Consider the following 19,803-nt stretch of genomic DNA (forward strand, 5'->3'; position numbering starts at 1 on the left):
TCTCTAAACCTTAATTATATCACCCAAATAAACCATCGGGTCTAGGACGTGCGAGCATCGGCAGATAGCTCATGCAAAATAGCACAAAGCAAGCAATCCACGCACCTTGAGCAATCATAATCCATAATATATAATGACTCATATCAACGAGCGGTAACAATACCCGACTAAAAAATACCAGCACCATCAAGACATACATCACATTCACGCTCTTGGGTGGTTGATGAATACTGCGTCCCGTATGCCCAAGTGATACCCGCGTCATCATCGCCACCGTCATCATACCGACACCTGCAATCGCTAGCCCATGCATAGCAATACTATGCGCGTAACCGAGCCATGGCTGTAGCGCATACAACAAGAAGCTCAAACACATACCTAAAAAAGCAATATATAGCGACCATAACAATGGCTTTTGCCAAATACCGCGATGATACCAACCTTTTAGGCGCACGATATTGACCACTGCCACCCCAAGCGCGGTAACGGTAAGCAAGTACTTGTTAGGATAAAACAAATCAACAATAAAAAAGGCCAAAAAGAACAATAGGCTGGCGGCATCTTGCACTTTGCTATTACGTAGGGTGACAATTTCTTTAACGCCTTCAGCATTAGTCACGCTAAGGCCCCTTTCAATAAAGAATGGCACCACTCGCCTGCCAATGGTCAATACCAAGCCGATAATTAAGTAAAAACCCAAGTAGATACCTACTCTGGTCGTACTCATGTCTGCGTTGATAATCCCCCAGTAACACAATCCGTTGCCCAACGTTAATAGCGCCAGCTTCGCTAAAATACCCATCTGCTTATATTGCTTTACTTGCAATACTGCTCGAAAGATCACAAAAGCCATCGAACCGATAAACAGTAAATCAAACACTGCGGCAGCATATAACAACGATATACTGCTACCCGCAATCGTCATACCCAGCCCAAAGGCGAGCCAGCTAAGACGTGCCAGCAACCAGTAGCTAAAAATGCCTAGCAGCTTGTAGCCATGCGGCATCATCACCCCTGTCCATGTCTTTACCGCTGTCAGTAAAAACCCCGCGACCACCGCCAAGGCGTAACCATAAATCATTTCATGGCCGTGCCAGTACAACGGATTTAAAACCTGCGCATCGATATCAGTATGTCCAGTAAACACAAATGACCACAGCACCATCATCGCTACCGCAAATACTGCCGCTGCACTAAAAAATATGCGAAAACTTAAATTAAGAATAGGGTGCGGAGAGCTTGGTGGCTTGCTAGGTAAGTTGATAGATTGCATGACCGTCTTCTTAGAGTTTTAAAGAATAGATATTAAAGTTCATTTTAAATGAATGTTATAAACTATACAATGGATAGCCGTAAACATTACTACTCATTCATCACTTATAGTAAAAACATCCTAAAAACGCTACGGTATTGCTGATATCAATTTTTGTAGCCTCTGTCTGCGCAGGCACAGCAAGCAAGAAAAGTTGATATCAGCAGCGTGTGATGTATCGATATTACTTTTCACTGACTATATCACTTACATTACACTCGCCTCATTGACTGTCACGATCTCCACTGCTTAAATGGTTCACTTCTAGGAGAATACTATGACTGAAGAAAATACACCGGAAGAAAAGCGCAAAATCGTTAATAAGTTTTTGATGACGCTTACCAAAGAACAGCCCCAAATGTATTATGCAACGACCTCTGAAATCTCTCGTATCATCCATACGATGATAAAAGAACATACCAATCGTTTGTCGGTAGAAGAGCAAGCGCTCGTTAGAAATATGACTATTGAAGAAATTGAAGCTTTGCTAGGTTTTCATTCTCGATAGCATATTTTTAGATAAAGCAATCCACAATGACATGTGACGCTCACAAAAAAAGACCGCTATAAAAGCGGTCTTTTTCATACGTGTTAATTAAGTTTAGTATTATTAAAACGGCTCAATTAGAACGGATATTGACGCGGTTCGTTTTGCATTGATATCCAATGCGTTCTGGTAAATTCTTCAAGTATCCACTCACCATTAAAGCGACCAATACCTGAGTTTTTCTCGCCACCAAATGGCATATTGCTCTCATCGTTCACTGAGATATCATTAATATGGGTCATGCCCGCTCTGATACCACGAGCAAAGCGCAGACCTTTTTGCATATCTGCTGTAAATACCGCACTAGATAGACCGTACATGGAGTCATTGGCTATCGATAACGCATCATTCTCATCTTTGGCACGGATGATACCGACTAATGGTCCGAACACCTCATTACGTGACAAATCCATCTCACGAGTGACTTCAGTAAAGATGTGCGGCGGTACTACCTGACCTTTTATCTCACCACTCAAAATCATTTTGGCACCTTCTTCCTGTGCTTTAGCGATTTTTTCTTTCAGCGATTTGACTTGTTTTTCATTAATGATTGGACCGACTGCCGTATCTTGCTTGTTCGGATCACCGACGTTTAAGGTTTTAACATGAGCTAAGAAGCGCTCTACGAAGTCATCATAAATCTTGTCTTCAACGATAATACGGTTGATAGCGAGACAGATTTGACCTTGATGCAGGAACTTACCAAAGGCTGCGGCTTTTACCGCTTGCTCAATATCCGCGTCTTTTAATACCACAAATGGACTATTACCGCCGAGCTCAAGCGCAACTTGCTTGATGTAGTCGCCTCCATTGGCCAGCTCGCCAATATGTTTACCGACTGAAGTTGAACCGGTAAATGATACAAAGCTTGGAATATCATGAGTGACGATGGCGTCCCCTATTTCACTACCAGCACCAACGACGACGTTGAGCAGTCCTTTTGGCAGACCCGCTTCTTCGAATACTTTTGCTAACAACAAACCACCGGTAATAGGTGTGTCACTTGCAGGCTTGAGTACGACCGCGTTACCAAGTGCTAATGCAGGCGCGATAGAACGCTGGGTAAGATGTAGCGGAAAGTTCCATGGGCTAATAACGGCTACGACACCGATTGGCTCACGGTAAACGAAGTTTTCTTTGCCAGGCGTGTTTGACACGCGAATCTCACCATGGACGCGGTTAGGAAAGCTTGCAGCTTCAAGTGTAATCGCACGCGCACTACCGAACTCCACCATTGCTTTGATACGCGTACTGCCCGACTCCTTAATGAGCCAATCGACAATCTCGTCTTGACGCTGATCTAAGACATTGACGACGTTATACATTAAACCGGCGCGCTCGGCTGGCGTCTTTTGCGCCCATTCTTTTTGTGCCGCATTTGCCGCTTGATAGGCTTCATCAAGCTGCTTACTGGTAGCCTGTTTAATCTCGACCAGCGTGTCGCCATTATATGGATTGACATTAGTATTGATGCTGTCATCTTGTCCGCTCTGCCACTCACCTGCAATATACTGCAAATGAAAGTCGCTATAGGCATTGTTATTGGTTGTCATAACTACTATCCTTAATTAGTTGTGATAATTGTTAGTGTGATGTTAGTTAAAATTATTCTTTATAAAATATTTTGCGAAAATCATAAAAAAGCGCTAGCAAGATTCTAGACTATATACCTTATATAGACGATAAAGCTATTAAGTTAGAAACCAAGCTTGCTAGACGACTGGTCTAATGGTAACATAGACGGTAGATAAAACAAGACTGCTTCGGCCTTAAACATTGTTGATAAAACGTAACGTCATAACCTAGCCATCTATATTTTTAAGAACGACCCTTTATATAAAGAGTCGTTCTTAAAAGTATAGATGTGCACGCAATGGCTTTGACTCAAATTCACACTTATGATTAGCACTCATCAATAATTATTAATGATTTGTAATCACTGCTAATTATTATGTTTTAACCATACATCACTTATTTTAATAAACAATAAAAGACTAGGAGGGCATTACTATTATGTCTGCTAATGCAACCACAATTCCACCTGATACCAAGACCCATCTTTTAGAAGTAGGCTATCAGCTTATTGCTAAAAAGGGCTTTACCGCTGTTGGCATCAAACAAATTTTAGACACAGCAGGTATTCCAAAAGGCTCTTTTTATCACTACTTTGCGTCAAAAGAAGCCTTTGGCGAAGCCATTATCACGCATTATTTTGAAAATTATAAAATGCGACTAGAGACTATTGGCGCACAAGACGTCAGTTCTCAGCAAAAGCTCTATGACTACTTCCAAGGCTGGTATGACACTCAGCAAAATGGCTGTGATCATGAGAAGTGCTTAGTCGTCAAGCTCAGTGCTGAGGTTGCTGACATGTCAGAGCCGATGCGTATCGCTTTAAATGCCGGTTATCAACAAATCATTACATGGCTCGCCGAACAAATCAAAGCTGGCTGGTCAGATAATTCAGTACCGCAACCTGATAATATCGCTGCAGAAAGCATGGCGAAACGTTGGTACTTTGCATGGCTTGGTGCCAGTTTGATTGCTAAAATCAGTCAAACCAATACGCCACTTGCAGAAGTATGGCAGATGACGACTACTGAGATGGGCCGCTAGTAGCGGCTTTTTGCCTCTATACCTAGCTCTTTTTTCTACTTAACTTGATTTTGTAAAAGTATTTTTAAGACTTACTATCTTTTAGACATCTTTTTTTATTTGTCTCCGGTCACCTAACTTTGGCTCCACCTAAGCCATTCTCAAAATAATCAAGTAGCGCTTAACAGCATATGTGCTATCAGGGTTTCACAATAATTTCTGCACGAAGGTTTTCGCCTTCTCGTTTTTATACTCGGTTTCGCATAAACTATAAATATACGAGATTTTTGTAAATAGCTCTAGACGACCGGTCTAATTAATGTACAATGCCCACATACACAAAAGCGAACTTGATAATTTTCAGTCCGTTTACAACTCATATACTCAGTAGCATTCAATAGATTTTAGGAACTTTATGAAAAACTTTCAATATTACAATCCAGTACGTATCGTCTTCGGTGAAGGTCAAATCGCACAGCTATCAGATTTAGTACCTAGCGATGCAAAAGTGCTCATTACTTATGGTGGCGGTTCGGCTGAACGTACAGGTACTTTAGATGAAGTTAGAACTGCACTAGCAGCAAGTGGTAGCCGCGAAGTCTTTGAGTTTGGCGGTATTGAGCCAAACCCTGAGTTCAATACTTTGCTTAAAGCTGCTGATATGGTTAATGAGCATAATATTGATTTCTTATTAGCCGTTGGCGGTGGTTCAGTCATTGATGGTAGTAAATTTGTCGCACTCGTATCGTCACTCACTGAACAAGATGGCTCAGTTTCACGTGATAAAGCATGGGATGCGCTAACCAGCTATACCAGAAGTATAGACTCTGCAATTGATTTGGGCGCAGTACTGACTATTCCAGCAACAGGTTCAGAGATGAATTCCGGCGGCGTGGTCAACCACAGCGAACGTCAAGCAAAACTACCCTTTGGTAACCCACTCGCCTTCCCTAAATTCTCAATTTTGGATCCTACTAAGACGCTAACTTTGCCTGAACGTCAGGTAATGAATGGTGTTGCGGATGCCTTTGTCCACGTGATGGAACAATACCTGACTTACCCAGTCAATGCGAAAGTACAAGATGCCTTCGCTGAGAGCTTACTTAAGATTTTGATTGAAGAAGGCGCAGCGGTTAAAGCTGACCCAGAGAATTTAGAAACACGTAAGAACATTATGTGGACAGCTACCATGGCTCTTAATGGCCTGATTGGCACTGGTGTACCACAAGATTGGACGACACACATGGTTGGTCATGAATTAACGTCATTACATAGCATTGACCATGCCCGTACGCTTACCATTCTATTGCCATCGGTAATGCGTGAGCTCAAAGAAAGCAAAAAAGACAAGTTGCTTCAATATGCCCGTAACGTTTGGGCTATCGATAGCAATACTGATACAAAACAAGACGACGACAGCATCATTGAGACTGCTATCGTTAAGACTGAGAACTTCTTCCGTAGCCTTGGCCTACCAGTCAGCTTAGCAGATGCTGAATTAGATGAGTCAGCGATTGACCCAATTATCAAGCAACTTGAAGCGCATAACATGGTAAAACTGGGCGAGCACGGTAACAATGACTTAGAAGTATCACGTCGTATCTTAGAGCGTTCGTTAACCAGTGTGGCTTGATAGTAGTAGAGTCTTTTAGAAGCTGTAATCTGAGAATATAAGCCCATAAAAATAATAACTTTATATAAAACAGCAGCTTTGCTTATTTTTTTATTATTAGTAGCCATTCACTGTTGAGTGACTGCTAACTTTAAAACCTATACTCTAAAACCAAAACTATACTTTAAAACCTTAAATCAATAAATAAAATAAGGATTATTAAAATGAGCTTTGATAAACAACAAAATCAAAAAATAAACCGTCAAATTAAATTGGCCAGTCGCCCTCACGGTGAACCAACATCTGAAAACTTTGACATGACCACCAGCGATATCCCAACGCCAAATGACAACGAAATGCTATTACGTACTGTCTATTTATCACTAGACCCGTACATGCGTGGACGTATGAGCGATGCAAAAAGCTATGCCGATCCCTTAGAAGTTGGTGATGTGATGATGGGCGCAACAGTTGCTCAAGTCGTTGAATCTAATCTTGATAAATTTGCCGTCGGTGACTTGGTGGTATCAAATTCAGGCTGGCAGGATTATAGCCTCAGTGATGGGATAGGCGTGCTGAAATTAGATAAAGATATGCCAAACCCTTCTTATGGCTTAGGCGTATTGGGTATGCCTGGCTTTACCGGTTATATGGGGTTGACTGATATCGGTAAACCACAAAAAGGTGAGACGCTGGTCGTCGCTGCTGCAACCGGTCCTGTTGGCGCAACGGTTGGTCAAGTTGGTAATCAATATGGCGTACGCACCGTTGGTATCGCAGGTGGTAAAGAAAAATGCGACTTCGCTGTTAATGAGCTAGGCTTTGATGTTTGTATTGACCATAAAGCGGACGACTTTGCTGAACAATTAAAAGCTGCTTGCCCAGATGGTATCGATATCTATTACGAAAACGTCGGCGGTAAAGTATTTGACGCGGTCATGCCATTATTAAATGCTCATGCACGTATTCCAGTGTGCGGTCTGGTCTCTCAATACAACGCGACTGAACTGCCTGATGGTAAAGACCGTTTGAGTGTATTAATGGGTCAAGTATTGGCCAACCGTCTAACCATCAAAGGCTTTATCATCTTTGAAGAGTATGGCGATCATTTCCCAGAGTTCCTCAAAACCATGAGCAAATGGGTAGAATCAGGTGACGTGAAAACCAAAGAATCCATCGCTGAAGGCTTAGACGATGCACCAAATGCCTTTGTTCGTATGCTAAATGGCGATAACTTCGGTAAAACAGTGGTTAAAGTGGCTGATGTTAAATAATCAGTATTTTTTGACGAAATTCAAGTAAGTGATAAATAACGACTTAACAACATAATTTGTTAAGACAACCACTGAAAATGATATCTTTATTATGAATACTGTTATATGAATAAAAAGATGCTGTTAGCAGCCATTATTAATTATTAATACAAAGAACTCTAAGCTCAATTGATTAAGCATGACTGCTAACCATCAATCATTTAAAAACCACTCTAATAAAAAAGGACAACTATGAATATTTTAATGGTACTAACCTCACATGATAAATTGGGCAATACTGGTAAAAAAACTGGCTTTTGGCTAGAAGAATTCGCGGCGCCTTACTATGCTTTTCTTGATGCTGGTGTTAATGTGACCCTTGCCTCTCCTGCTGGCGGTCAGCCACCACTTGATCCTAGTAGCGATACTGAAGATGCACAAACGAAAGACACCAAGCGTTTTAAAGAAGACAGCGATGCGCAAAAGCATCTTGCTAACACCAAGAAACTTGCTGATATGAAAGTGGAAGATTTTGACTCAGTATTCTATCCTGGTGGTCACGGCCCATTATGGGATTTGGCAGTCGATAAAAACTCTATCAATTTGATTGAGACTTTCGTCAAGCAAGATAAGCCTGTTGCTTTTGTTTGTCACTCTCCTGCCGCCCTTAAAAATGTCAAGATCGATGGCGAGTATTTAGTGAAGGGCAAAACTGTGACTGGCTTTACCAACACTGAAGAAGAAGCGGTTGGCCTTACCGATGTCGTGCCATTCTTAGTAGAAAATGTACTGATAGCCAATGGCGGCAACTACGAAAAAGCTGCTGATTGGGAATCGTTTGTGGTCGAAGATGGTTTGTTGATTACCGGTCAAAACCCAGCCTCATCAGAAGAAGCAGCCAAACGTTTGATTGCTAAGCTTAAAGGCTAATAGCTTCGATCAATGACTACCATAATAGACCACGCAAAAAAGGCAACATCATGATTCGCTTACATCACCTTAATCAATCTCGTTCGCTACGTACGCTTTGGCTGTTAGAAGAACTGGGTATCGCTTATGAAATCACTAGTCACCAACGTGATGCCAAAACCCATCTAGCACCAGACAGTCTAAAAGCTGTACATCCACTCGGTAAATCTCCGGTTATCGAAATGGATGGTCAGCTATATTCTGAGTCAGGCGCAATCACTGAACTATTGATTGAACGCTTTGCACCTGAACGCTTGCGTCCTGCGATAGACAGTAGTGATTATGGCTATTACTTACAGTGGATTCATTTCGCTGAGAGCTCACTGATGTTGCCGTTACTGCTTGAGCTCTTTACCAAAAAAGCAGGCGTTGCTGATAACGAGTTTTTAGATGGTTATATCGGTGCAGAAAAGCACAGACTGTTGAGCTATCTAAACGATGAAGTCGAAGGTAAGTCATTTATCGTTGGCAACAGACTAAGTGGTGCTGACTTTATGCTGTCGTTTGATTTGATTATGCTGGCGAAGCGTGAAGCATTGGAAGATTATCCGCATATCAAACAATATGCGCTGCAATTGACCAGTCTTGATAGTTACCAGCGCAGTATGCGCTTGGAAGCAAATTATGACCAGTCTATTTAGTGGTTGTTTGCATAACGCCTTTTCTTGTATAACACCTTAGCATTATAGCGTAGGTCAATATCAGTGCTAACTAATTGTTAAATCAAAAACAGCTCTAATAAGAGCTGTTTTTTTGTGTGCGTAATAGAATTATATTGCCTGTGGCTTTGGAGAACCTAAAGGCTACGATTTAAAAATTTCTGCTCAAGCCAACTATTCATAAATACATTATCAGGATCGTACTCACTACGAATCTCTAAAAACCGATTGAGTTTAGGATATAGGTTTTGTAGCTCAACATGACTGAGTTTATTCACTTTACCCCAGTGCGGGCGACCCTCCCATTTTTTCATATATTCATACAGCCATTTAAACAAAGGCTCGCATTCCATGCCTTTATACACATGAAATGACAATACCGCACAGTCCTCACCCTGAGTCGGGCTTAGCATGCCAGTCTCACCCTTATGGGTTCGCACTTCAATGGGAAAGTGCGAGCCTTTATTGTCGGCTAATAAGATATGATTGACCTCGCTGATACATTCATCAAAATCTGACAGCTTAATAAAATACTCTGATTCGTTAAACTTCACGCCACGCGGTGTCGGAAACACTTCATAGCTATACCCTTCACGCTTGGTATTGGGAATGGAGTTGGCTGATATTTGACTGACTTTTTTGGTCAGTGACGGCTTCATCCGTGCCAATTCACACAACACATAAAAAGCACCATTAAGCGTCACCACACTGTCAAATTGGTCTTTGGCTTTTTGTACGCCATTCATTGGTTTTGGGGCGACGACTGACAGGGTTTTTTGCTGTAATTTATTAGTGCCTGGAAACAAAAACCACTCTAAATGCCGATGAGCATGAGCAGTATCATGAAACCTTGCTAGCCCTTCTTCAAAATCAAGCACTTCGTTGCGTTCTTGCAGCCCGTATAGGTCCACGACTTTCAGCGTTAACTTGGTAAATATACCCAACATGCCAAGGCTAGCATGCAGCGCGTTGCCCAAATCATCTGTTTGCGGATTGCCGCGATGATGGGTATGCACCTCTCCTCTGCCATCTACCCACTCCCAAGCCACTACTTGATTGGCAATAGACCCTAAAGTAATTCCTGTACCATGCGTAGCAGTACTCGCAGCGCCTGCGATGGTCTGTGCTTGCACATCACCCATATTTTCTAGTGCCAGACCATGCTCTTTTAAGGCTTCGCCGATTTCATACAGATAGGTTCCCGCATGTAGCGTTGCTAGCTTGGCCTCAGTATCTACTGAGATAAGCCCGCGCATATTATGCAGACTGATAGCAATCTCTTCTGGTTTGGCGCAGCCACTAAAAGAATGCGCAGCGCCGGTTACTCTGACGCGCTTTTTGTTTTTTCGAGCACTTTTGATAATGTCTTGTAATTCTTCTACTGAGGAAGGCGTGAGTTTTTGCTCAGGTTGTGCGGTGACATAGCCCACCCAGTTTTGCCAATCACTATTCCCTTGCCATTGTCTTAATGAAAACATTTACCCTCTCCTCGGTAAGTGGTCATGGTTTTTAGCACTTTCACGCCAGTAGAAACGCTGCCATTGACATCGTTGCTCTCATTATTGGTCGCCTGAACCTGATTGCTTGCGTCTCGATAACCAATAAGTTCATTAAAATGCTCACATAGTTCGCCTGCTTTGGCATGTCGACACCAGACAGCATCACCAATCTTTAGATCACTATCACCCTTAGTAGCTTTTTTGCCAACTTTACTAAGCATCATGGGTGTTTGTACTTCCCCAAAACCTTCGTCATTTAATAGAGTTAAATTGGAGGGATAATGCACAACAGGGGCTTTATCTATTCCTATGGCACCTGAGGCGATGAAGCCACCACCGTGACAAGTAATCACGCCTTTTTCAGGCTGGCGCGTGACAGGTAATACAAAGCCAGCAGCTGGCTGAAATGCCGCCATACTGTCCATATAATCAAAATATGCAGGTTTATAATATGCTGACCCTACGGTGATTTCGGTAATCTCAGGCTGGCTTGAGGTAAAGTCCATACTACCGCTACCACCGCCATTGACGAGTTGTAGCTCATAGCCTTGCTTCTTAAGCCAATTCACAATTGAACCACGGCGCTGACTGACTTGTTTTTGCGAGCGGTTTTTTAACAGACGAATAGCAGGTGTCAGTAGTGCTTTGCCTGGTAAATGCTCAGGCAAGCCAGCAATTTGTGCCTCATAACCCATCGCTGCACAGACATTCACATTGGCTGATTTTTTAATATGCTTAAGCAATGTTTTCACATCTTTTTTACTCAGTAATGCGGAGCGCTTAGTACCGAAATACAGTTTTGGCAACGGCATCGACATATTAATATCAAGACAGATATCAATGACCGTCTCATTTTCTTGAGCGACTCGGTTTAGCATATCTACATGCTCAGGACGATCAACCATCCAAATCATGGTTGCGCCCTGCTTCGTATATTGAAACGTTTTTTTAACGCTGATCATATCCAAGGTTGGATAAGCGCAAAGAATATTATCAAAACCATTCTCAAGCAGATACACTGACTCGTCGGCCGCATAGGACATGAGGCCGATGAAATTAGGAGAGTTCGCTTTTATATAGTGTAGTACATCAGTGGAACGAATAGACTTGGTGGCTAAGCGTAGATTGACGGCTTGGGTCTTTTGATTGACGAGTGCAATATTATGATCAAGAGCATCCATATCAAGCCATGCACTCGGTGTTTTGGGTGGAGAGATTTGTGCAAAATCCATGTTACTTTCCTTGTAGCAGCTGTTAGACACAGTCCTGTGTCTTCTTCTCTTCTATCATTATGGTCGTTCAACACGCATAAATCAGCATCATAGTGTGAACTGAGAGTATCAGACAGTCAAGCACCCTACCGATAAAATAGAACACTTGTCAGATATTTCATGCCAACTATATTTAATGATGCCAATAAAAAAACCCAAGATAAACTTGAGTTTTTTATAGAACATTATTGAATGACGATTAGGGTGTGTCCTAGCCAATAAACAGTTATGGTAATAAACGCTTGGTCGTCCAGCTTTCTGCACCAGCTTTACCTTCTTGCGTATAGACAATGCGGTCATGCATACGGCTAGCACGACCTTGCCAAAACTCAATACTTTCTATGGCAATCTCATAACCACCCCAAAACTCTGGTGTAGGCACTTGAGTGTTTTTAGGATACTCGCTTTGTAATTTCTCAAAAGTCTGTTCCATCACTTCCCGATTAGCAACCGCACCACTTTGCGGCTGACTGACCCACGCACCTACTTGACTGTCATGTGGGCGCTTTTGAAAGTATGACGCAGATTTATCAGCATCTATTTTAGCAATATGTCCACTGATACGAATCTGACGTTCAAGCTCATGCCAAAAGAACAATACCTCTGCATTTGGGTTTTCTGCAATATCTTGTCCTTTGGCACTTTCATAATTGGTATAAAAAACGATACCCGTATCTGTAATCTCGCGTAGCAATACAATACGTACGCTAGGTTTGTGGTCCGCACCGCAAGTGGCCAAACTCATCGCATATGGCTCTTGTACTTTTTGCTCGATTGCCTCGTTCATCCATGTGCTCAACAGCTCAAATGGTGAGGCTGGAACCGACTGTTGATCAAGCTCGCCTTTTTCATATGAGAGTCGTTGATCGCTAAAGTCCATGCTCATTGATATTCCTTATTTTTATAGTATTACATGATCTTAATAATGTTATATGAGCCATCATTAGCCCAATACTGCTTTGATTTTATCAGCGAGATCATTTGCCATTACATCACATTCTATCTCATCATCAGACTCAACCATAACCCGAATCATAGGCTCTGTGCCAGACTGACGGATGAGCAATCGACCACGACCTTCCAAGGTGGCTTGCGCTTTATCAAATTCAGCGACCAGTTCTTCATGCTCAAATGGATCTTGCATATGAGACAATCGCACATTGACCAGTTTTTGTGGCAACACCTCAAACCCTTCGACAAGATCACTAAGCGCGCGACCACGTGCCTGCATAACTGCTAGTACTTGTAACCCCGCGATAATAGCATCACCTGTACGGCTCTTATCTAGACACAAAATATGACCAGATGGCTCGCCGCCAAGTATCCAACCGTTGGCCTCGAGGTCTTTCATGACGTAGCGGTCGCCTACCTTTGCACGGGTAAACTTAATGTCTGCGGCTTTCAAGGCGAGCTCTAAACCCATATTACTCATCAGTGTACCAACCACACCTTCAGCCTTTGTGTGACCTTGAGTCGCCAGTACATACAAGATACCATCACCATCGACCAGCTCGCCCTTCTCATCAACCATTACGATACGATCACCATCGCCATCTAAAGCAATACCGACATCCGCTTCATGCTTGATGACTGCTTCTTGTAAGCTTTTTGGATTGGTTGAACCACAATTGGCATTGATATTGATGCCATCAGGCGTGTTATGAATGGCAATCACATTGGCACCCAGCTCTCGCATGACTCTTGGTGCCACGCTATAGCCTGCGCCATTGGCACAATCAACCACAACGGTCAGATGGCCAAGGTCATATTGATAAGGAAAGCTGCCTTTACAGAACTCTATGTAGCGACCTTTGGCGTCATTGATTCGATTGTTTTTACCAAGCTTGGCAGGATCAAGAATAGGCATGATGGTGTTGTTATCAGCTTCAGAAGCACTCATTATCGCGGTCAATTTATCATTGATGGCAGTTTGCATCACATCCGTGAGCTTTTTGCCATCACCTGAGAAAAACTTGATGCCATTATCATAATAAGGGTTGTGCGACGCTGAAATGACAACGCCGGCATCTGCATGGAAGCTACGCGTTAAATGAGCAATGGCAGGAGTTGGTAGAGGACCAAGCATATGGACGTCAACACCCGCTGCGTTAAAGCCTGCTTGTAGCGCCCCTTCGATGACATAACCGGATAAACGCGTGTCTTTACCAATCACCACACTAGGTCTGCGTGCAGGATTGTCATTATTTTCTATGAGTACGCGCCCAGTCACATAGCCCAGTTTCAAAATAAAATCAGGTGTGATCGGTAATTCACCAAATTTTCCACGAATCCCATCAGTGCCAAAATAGCTCATTATGCAAGTTCCCCAAGTATAAAAATGAAAAGCCACACGTATACGCAGGCGAAAGAATTTATGGCTCTATTTTACAAAGAAAAACAGTCAACAATGACTGGGCATTGTTGACTGTTTGTATCTCAAATAACTATGTTTTAGGCTCACGATTTTGAATATGACTTGCTATCCATCACACACAACCATGAGATACAAATTAGTTCACTCGATAGTTTGGTGCTTCTTTGGTGATTTGCACATCGTGAACATGCGACTCTTTCATACCTGCTGAAGTCACTTTGATGAACTGTGGCTTGGTACGCATCTCTTCGATGGTCGCAGAACCTGTATAGCCCATTGATGAGCGTAAACCACCAACCAATTGATTGACGATACCAGCAACCGGACCTTTATAAGGAACACGACCCTCGATACCTTCTGGTACCAGTTTTTCTACACCGTCTTTGGCATCTTGGAAATAACGATCTGATGAACCATTTGAGCCCGACATCGCACCAAGACTACCCATACCGCGATAAGCTTTGTAATAACGACCTTGGAATAGCTCAACCTCACCTGGCGCCTCTTCGGTACCCGCCATTAGTGAACCTACCATAATGCAAGACGCACCAGCGGCAATGGCTTTTGCCATATCGCCTGAATAGCGAATACCGCCGTCAGCAATCAGCGGAATGCTATCTTTAAGGGCGCTAGCAACATTATCAATGGCTGAAATTTGCGGCACACCGATACCTGCGATGATACGAGTGGTACAGATAGAACCAGGACCGATACCCACTTTTACCGCATCTGCACCCGCATCACGTAAAGCTAAGGCGGCATCACCAGTGGCGATATTACCGCCAATGACTTGCACATGCGGATAATGCTTCTTAATCCAAGAAACTTTATCAATCACGCCCTTTGAGTGACCATGAGCGGTATCAACAACAATGATATCGACATCAGCACCAATCAAAGCTTCAACACGTGCTTGGGTATCTGCACCTGTACCAACGGCTGCGCCAACACGCAAACGACCTTGCTCATCTTTACAAGCATTAGGGTTGTTTTCCGCTTTAGCAAAGTCATTAACGGTGATAAGACCTTTTAAACGGAAGTCATCATCAATAACGATTACTTTTTCGATACGATGTTCGTGTAGCAAACGTTTGATATTCTCGTTGCTTTCGCCTTCATGTACGGTCACCAATTGATCTTTTGGTGTCATAATTTGACTAACAGGCAGTGATAAATTGGTTTCAAAACGCCAATCTCTGTGAGTGACGATACCAACGACTTTATCGGTGCCTTTTTCTACGACAGGCACACCTGAGATATTATTATCTTGAGTTAGCTGTAACAAGTCACCAATCGTCATCTCTGGATGTACAGTAATTGGATCAACGACCGTACCGGCTTCGAACTTTTTCACACGACGTACTTGGGTTGCTTGCTTATCGATATCCATGCTTTTGTGCAAGATACCTAGGCCACCCAGCTGTGCCATGGTGATGGCCATTTCAGACTCGGTCACGGTATCCATAGCCGCAGAAATAAGCGGTAGATTTAGGGTGATGTTTTTGGTTAAACGAGTAGACAGATCAGCAGTTTTTGGCAAGACTTCAGAATAAGCTGGCAACAATAAAACGTCATCAAAGGTTAAGGCTTCATCGACAATTCGCAACATACAGACCCCTAGTGGTGGCTATTTTGATGGATGGGATTTTCGCATTAAGACAATCAACCAAGATACCGATATGACCTTACGATATTCAATCCTTGTATGACAAAGACTGATAATCATAGAGTTTTTGATAAGTAGCAATGAGCCATTATTTATTTGCTAGCAAACAAATGGAGACACTCGAAAATTGCAATTGATTTATGAGTCGCAAGATTACGCAAATACAGCGTGTTCTTACTCTTAATTGCTCAGTTATCCCTTAAAAATAACGCCATATTATAACAAATAAGCAAGCTATTCGCATGCTATATTTGTCAGATTATTTTACTGGCATCTGTCTACAAGTATCGCTGCCTCATCTATGAACGAATCCTGTAATCACATAACAATCTATTCATCCTTATTTTTTACAATCAAACGTTCTGCTGGTAGATAAGACTTTTGCTCACGGTACAGATAGTTAAGCATTTGTTCGCGCACCTGACACTCTAAGTCAAACGCACTCATAGGTCCGTCAGAGGCTAAGCTACCACGTAATTTGATGGTATTTTCACTGACGGATACGGTAAGCAGCTCAGGCTCAGTTTCTCCATCCCACAACTCATTTTCTTTGACCAGTTCAACGTATTTTTGGCGAATGGCTTCGATGTTTGCGCCATAGTCGACGTATAAATAGACCACACAGGTTTGATGCACTTCCGTGTGCGACCAGTTTTCAACGATCTCGGTAATCAGCCTACGCATGGGTACAATTAAGCGGCGTTCATCCCATGTCTTGAGCACCGCATAGGTATAGCGCAAATCCTCAATCGTCGTCCAATCCCCTTCCATCATGACCGTATCGCCGATACGCACAGGTTGCGTCACAGCCACCTGCACGCCTGCGATGATATTCCCCAGTATCGGCTGTGCCGCGATGCCAATCACCACACCAGCAATACCAGCCGAGGTCAATAACGTCTTACCAAGCCCTTCCATATTGGTAAATTCACTGAGACCTATCCAGATACTGCCCAAAATCATGACGAAGATAAAAACGCGGCGAAATATCGACACATAGGTACGACGTCGGCGCTCTTTATCGAAGTGCTCTTCGGCCAGATTTTCAATCTGCATATTCTGATAGCGGTTGGCAAAGAAGTTAATAATACGAATACCAAGCCACATGGTGCTAAACACCAAACCTATCCAAATAAGTGGGCGAGTCGATGAGGCAACGGCGTCTAAATAGGGAAAGCCACCTGAAACCAACGTAAAGACCAAAGAGAAACTGATGGTAAAGGTCAAAGGTACCGTCAGTTTACTGACCAAGTCAGCCACTCCATGCGTACTACCAACATAATTACTGTATTTTTCATCATCGATATAACGACTGATGATTTTTTCAGTGCCCTTACTTAGTAACCAGCCGACTCCCATGGTCAATAAGAAAAAAACAGCTAATAATAAAAATTCCCATAGCGCAATGCTGAAAATCTGTATTTTTAGCCAGGTAGGCAGGTAACGCTCAAACTCTGCTGGATGATATTGCTCATACAAATTATCAATATTACCGACTGTCTGCGCAGAAAAAACCCAAACAGGTGCATGATCGTCTACCTGTACTCGTTCCAAATAAATAGGGACTCGGCGCTCACGGTAATCAATATAGCCGAGCTGAATAGAGCGTCTAGGAATGCCCATCACACTACTGGTATTACCGAGTGGCGGCTCAATCAAACCGTCTGGGCGATCTGGCAAATCATCAAATACATAAAGCTCCCTTTCAGATAACAAAAAATCCAATCTTTTTGACAGCTCAACCGAACGGCTGCGTTGGTCCTGTTGATCGATTAGATTCATATTAAGTGCATAAGAGGCTAAATCGTATTGCTGCTTCATCACCGCTGACTGAAAAAACTCCAAAGTCGCCAGGGGCGTGATTAGGTTCGGTGGTTGAGACAACGGGGGCAAACCCACATTGAGCTTATCTAACACATAGAAACTTTCATTGTATTCGCCCGTCAGTCCTGCATCACCTTGCAACTCACCTGCTTGCTGGACGGCATTACGTTCAGTAGGATCAAATATCTCTTCGGCAATCGCAGAGACACTCACCTTCTTATCTGTGATGGTGTTTAGCTGTTGCGTCGCGTACTCGGTCAGACTATCCGGTTTGGTCGATTGCTGAGCACTAGCTTGCTCGTTTTCACTCTGTGCATGAGCGGGTGCATAAATAGCTGGTATATACACAGCACCGATGACAACAATTAAAAACCCTAACAGCAGCTGCAGACTCTTAGCGTACATACTTTTAGGCTTTGCACAGACACACTCTACACAACCAAAATCTGCACAGACACAATCATGACTGTTGCAAACTGTCGATACCTTGCGACTCTCAGCCGCACTATTTTTCAGAGTATTCATGTTTTCAAAGCCACCAGTCTACGAAAGAATGTTATGTAAAAACTGACCTTAGTCGGTTCTAAGCTAATGCAATCGGCAAAAAAAAGCCAGCGCGATGCTGACTTAATTTATTACCGTTTGTATACGATGCAGACCACTTTTAAGCACGGCGCCATGTCGTACCAGCACGGCTATCTTCAAGCTCAATGCCCGCTTCTTTGAGCTGCTCACGTATTTCATCAGCACGAGCAAAGTTTTTATTGGTTTTGGCATCTGCACGCTCAATGATTAATCCATCAATATCAGCATCGGTTAATCCATCATCTGCTTGATCACCAATCACTGCTTGCAAAAACTGTTGGACTGGCTGCTGTAGAATGTTCAGCACTTGTGCCAACGCTTTTAGCTGCTGCGCCAACTGCCATGCAGTATCTACCTCTCCAGCCTTGACAGCTTTATTAATATCACGTGCCAGCCCAAATAATACGCTAATCGCCGTTGAGCTATTAAAGTCATCATTCATCGCTTTTATAAAGTCTTGTCCAGCATCGCTACTGTAAGCAGTATTTATCAACTCGTCATTGACTGTCAAAGTCTGCCCTTTTTGCTGCTCGGCTAGCTTTAACGCATTGTATAGTCTGCTTAGGCTATTGTGCGACTCATCTAAGGCACTGTCTGAAAAATTCACTTGGCTACGATAATGACTCGATAATAAAAAGAAGCGCACCGTTTCAGGCAAGTATTTTGCGGTTACATCGCGAATGGTAAAGAAGTTGCCCAATGACTTGGACATTTTTTCGCCATCGACATTGATAAAACCAACGTGCATCCAGTTACGCGCGTACTCGCAGCCTGTCGCTGCTTCAGATTGGGCTATCTCGTTTTCGTGATGCGGGAACTGTAAGTCATGACCACCGCCATGAATATCAAAAGTATTCCCTAGGCATTTGGTCGACATCGCCGAGCACTCAATATGCCAGCCTGGACGCCCCTGACCCCATGGTGATGCCCACTGCGGCTCATCAGGCTTGGCTGATTTCCAAAGTACAAAGTCAAACGGATTACGCTTATCGTTTTCGACATCGACTCGCGAGCCTGCCTGCATATCATCAAGATTACGTTTTGACAATTTGCCGTAATCTGCGAAGCTGTCCACCGCATAATAAACATCACCATTATCGCCTGCATACGCATAGTTGCCGGTGACCAGCGTCTCAATCATTTGCTGCATCTCATCGATATGGTCAGTGGCACGCGGCTCAGCATCTGGCATCTCACAGCCAAGAGCAGTCGCATCCTCGTGCATCGCTTCGATAAAACGCTGAGTCAACGCACTAATATCTTCACCATTCTCGTTGGCGCGAGTGATAATCTTGTCATCAATATCGGTAATATTGCGCACATAATTGACGTCATAACCCAATTGCTTAAGCCAGCGCACGACCATATCAAAACCAACCATCACGCGGGCATGACCTATATGACAATAATCATAAACGGTCATGCCGCACACATACATGCCTACCTGCCCGGCTTTGAGTGGTTCAAACTGGCGTTTACCGCCAGTCAGTGAATCATAAATGGCAAGCTGAGACATCGCATCGGCAAGTGGTGTGGTCATGGTATAAAAGCCTTTTAATTAGAACAAAATAAATGGAGATAAAATGAAAATATCAGCAGTATTACGCTTATCAGCAAGCCCAAAATGCCGCTTATCA

General features: G+C 43.1%; 15 protein-coding genes. 6 read left to right on the forward strand and 9 right to left on the reverse strand.

The genetic code is table 11. The features are described from left to right. Positions 1-19: 19 nt before the first annotated feature. On the reverse strand, positions 20-1,273 hold the full coding sequence (locus QL919_RS09340; protein WP_290189275.1) for an NnrS family protein: 1,254 nt from the start codon (positions 1,271-1,273) through the stop codon (positions 20-22). Positions 1,274-1,589: 316 nt separating this feature from the next. Between QL919_RS09340 and QL919_RS09345 the strand changes: the two genes are divergently transcribed. Continuing rightward, on the forward strand, positions 1,590-1,820 hold the full coding sequence (locus QL919_RS09345; protein WP_290189276.1) for a hypothetical protein: 231 nt from the start codon (positions 1,590-1,592) through the stop codon (positions 1,818-1,820). A 116-nt stretch (positions 1,821-1,936) separates the two neighbouring features. Here the strand turns inward: QL919_RS09345 and QL919_RS09350 are convergent, their stop codons facing one another. Beyond that, entirely contained in the window at positions 1,937-3,412 is a 1,476-nt protein-coding gene (locus QL919_RS09350; protein ID WP_290189277.1) for an aldehyde dehydrogenase family protein, read from the reverse strand. Between the two features lie 460 nt (positions 3,413-3,872). On the opposite strand from QL919_RS09350, the gene QL919_RS09355 reads away from it, so the two are divergent. The 5 genes from QL919_RS09355 (at position 3,873) to QL919_RS09375 (ending at position 8,929) form a co-directional block, all read left to right on the forward strand. After that, complete coding sequence (locus QL919_RS09355) at positions 3,873-4,475, forward strand: TetR/AcrR family transcriptional regulator (protein WP_290189278.1); 603 nt, start codon at positions 3,873-3,875, stop codon at positions 4,473-4,475. A gap of 394 nt (positions 4,476-4,869) precedes the next feature. Further along, the gene (locus QL919_RS09360; protein WP_290189279.1) at positions 4,870-6,087 is read left to right on the forward strand and encodes an iron-containing alcohol dehydrogenase; all 1,218 of its coding nucleotides are present in this window, start codon (positions 4,870-4,872) and stop codon (positions 6,085-6,087) included. 203 nt (positions 6,088-6,290) lie between these two features. Next, a complete protein-coding gene (locus QL919_RS09365; RefSeq protein WP_290189280.1) occupies positions 6,291-7,340 on the forward strand; it encodes an NADP-dependent oxidoreductase in 1,050 nt (349 codons plus the stop codon). A gap of 231 nt (positions 7,341-7,571) precedes the next feature. Further along, complete coding sequence (locus tag QL919_RS09370) at positions 7,572-8,249, forward strand: type 1 glutamine amidotransferase domain-containing protein (RefSeq protein ID WP_290189281.1); 678 nt, start codon at positions 7,572-7,574, stop codon at positions 8,247-8,249. A 50-nt stretch (positions 8,250-8,299) separates the two neighbouring features. Further along, on the forward strand, positions 8,300-8,929 hold the full coding sequence (locus QL919_RS09375; RefSeq protein ID WP_290189282.1) for a glutathione S-transferase: 630 nt from the start codon (positions 8,300-8,302) through the stop codon (positions 8,927-8,929). Between the two features lie 155 nt (positions 8,930-9,084). Here the strand turns inward: QL919_RS09375 and QL919_RS09380 are convergent, their stop codons facing one another. The 7 genes from QL919_RS09380 to cysS all read right to left on the reverse strand — a co-directional run bounded on the left by QL919_RS09380 (position 9,085) and on the right by cysS (position 19,706). Continuing rightward, positions 9,085-10,425, reverse strand: coding sequence for a D-arabinono-1,4-lactone oxidase (locus QL919_RS09380; protein WP_290189283.1), 1,341 nt, complete (start codon positions 10,423-10,425; stop codon positions 9,085-9,087). Beyond that, positions 10,413-11,678 carry an alanine racemase gene (locus QL919_RS09385; RefSeq protein ID WP_290189284.1) on the reverse strand — a complete coding sequence of 422 codons (1,266 nt, stop codon included), beginning with the start codon at positions 11,676-11,678 and terminating at the stop codon, positions 10,413-10,415. The genes QL919_RS09380 and QL919_RS09385 overlap by 13 nt, the downstream gene beginning before the upstream one ends. A gap of 265 nt (positions 11,679-11,943) precedes the next feature. Next, a complete protein-coding gene (gene pdxH, locus QL919_RS09390) occupies positions 11,944-12,597 on the reverse strand; it encodes a pyridoxamine 5'-phosphate oxidase (RefSeq protein WP_290189298.1) in 654 nt (217 codons plus the stop codon). Positions 12,598-12,660: 63 nt separating this feature from the next. Then, positions 12,661-14,031: a phosphoglucosamine mutase gene (gene glmM, locus QL919_RS09395; protein WP_290189285.1), complete on the reverse strand. Its 1,371-nt coding sequence runs from the start codon at positions 14,029-14,031 to the stop codon at positions 12,661-12,663. A 196-nt stretch (positions 14,032-14,227) separates the two neighbouring features. Continuing rightward, a complete protein-coding gene (gene guaB, locus QL919_RS09400) occupies positions 14,228-15,700 on the reverse strand; it encodes an IMP dehydrogenase (protein ID WP_290189286.1) in 1,473 nt (490 codons plus the stop codon). A gap of 387 nt (positions 15,701-16,087) precedes the next feature. Beyond that, positions 16,088-18,106: a mechanosensitive ion channel family protein gene (locus QL919_RS09405; RefSeq protein WP_290189287.1), complete on the reverse strand. Its 2,019-nt coding sequence runs from the start codon at positions 18,104-18,106 to the stop codon at positions 16,088-16,090. A 139-nt stretch (positions 18,107-18,245) separates the two neighbouring features. Further along, positions 18,246-19,706 (reverse strand): cysteine--tRNA ligase, encoded by a 1,461-nt coding sequence (gene cysS, locus QL919_RS09410; protein WP_290189288.1) that lies wholly within the window; start codon positions 19,704-19,706, stop codon positions 18,246-18,248. Positions 19,707-19,803: the final 97 nt, after the last annotated feature.

The sequence above is a fragment of the Psychrobacter sp. APC 3426 genome, from assembly GCF_030408035.1.
Lineage (GTDB): Bacteria > Pseudomonadota > Gammaproteobacteria > Pseudomonadales > Moraxellaceae > Psychrobacter.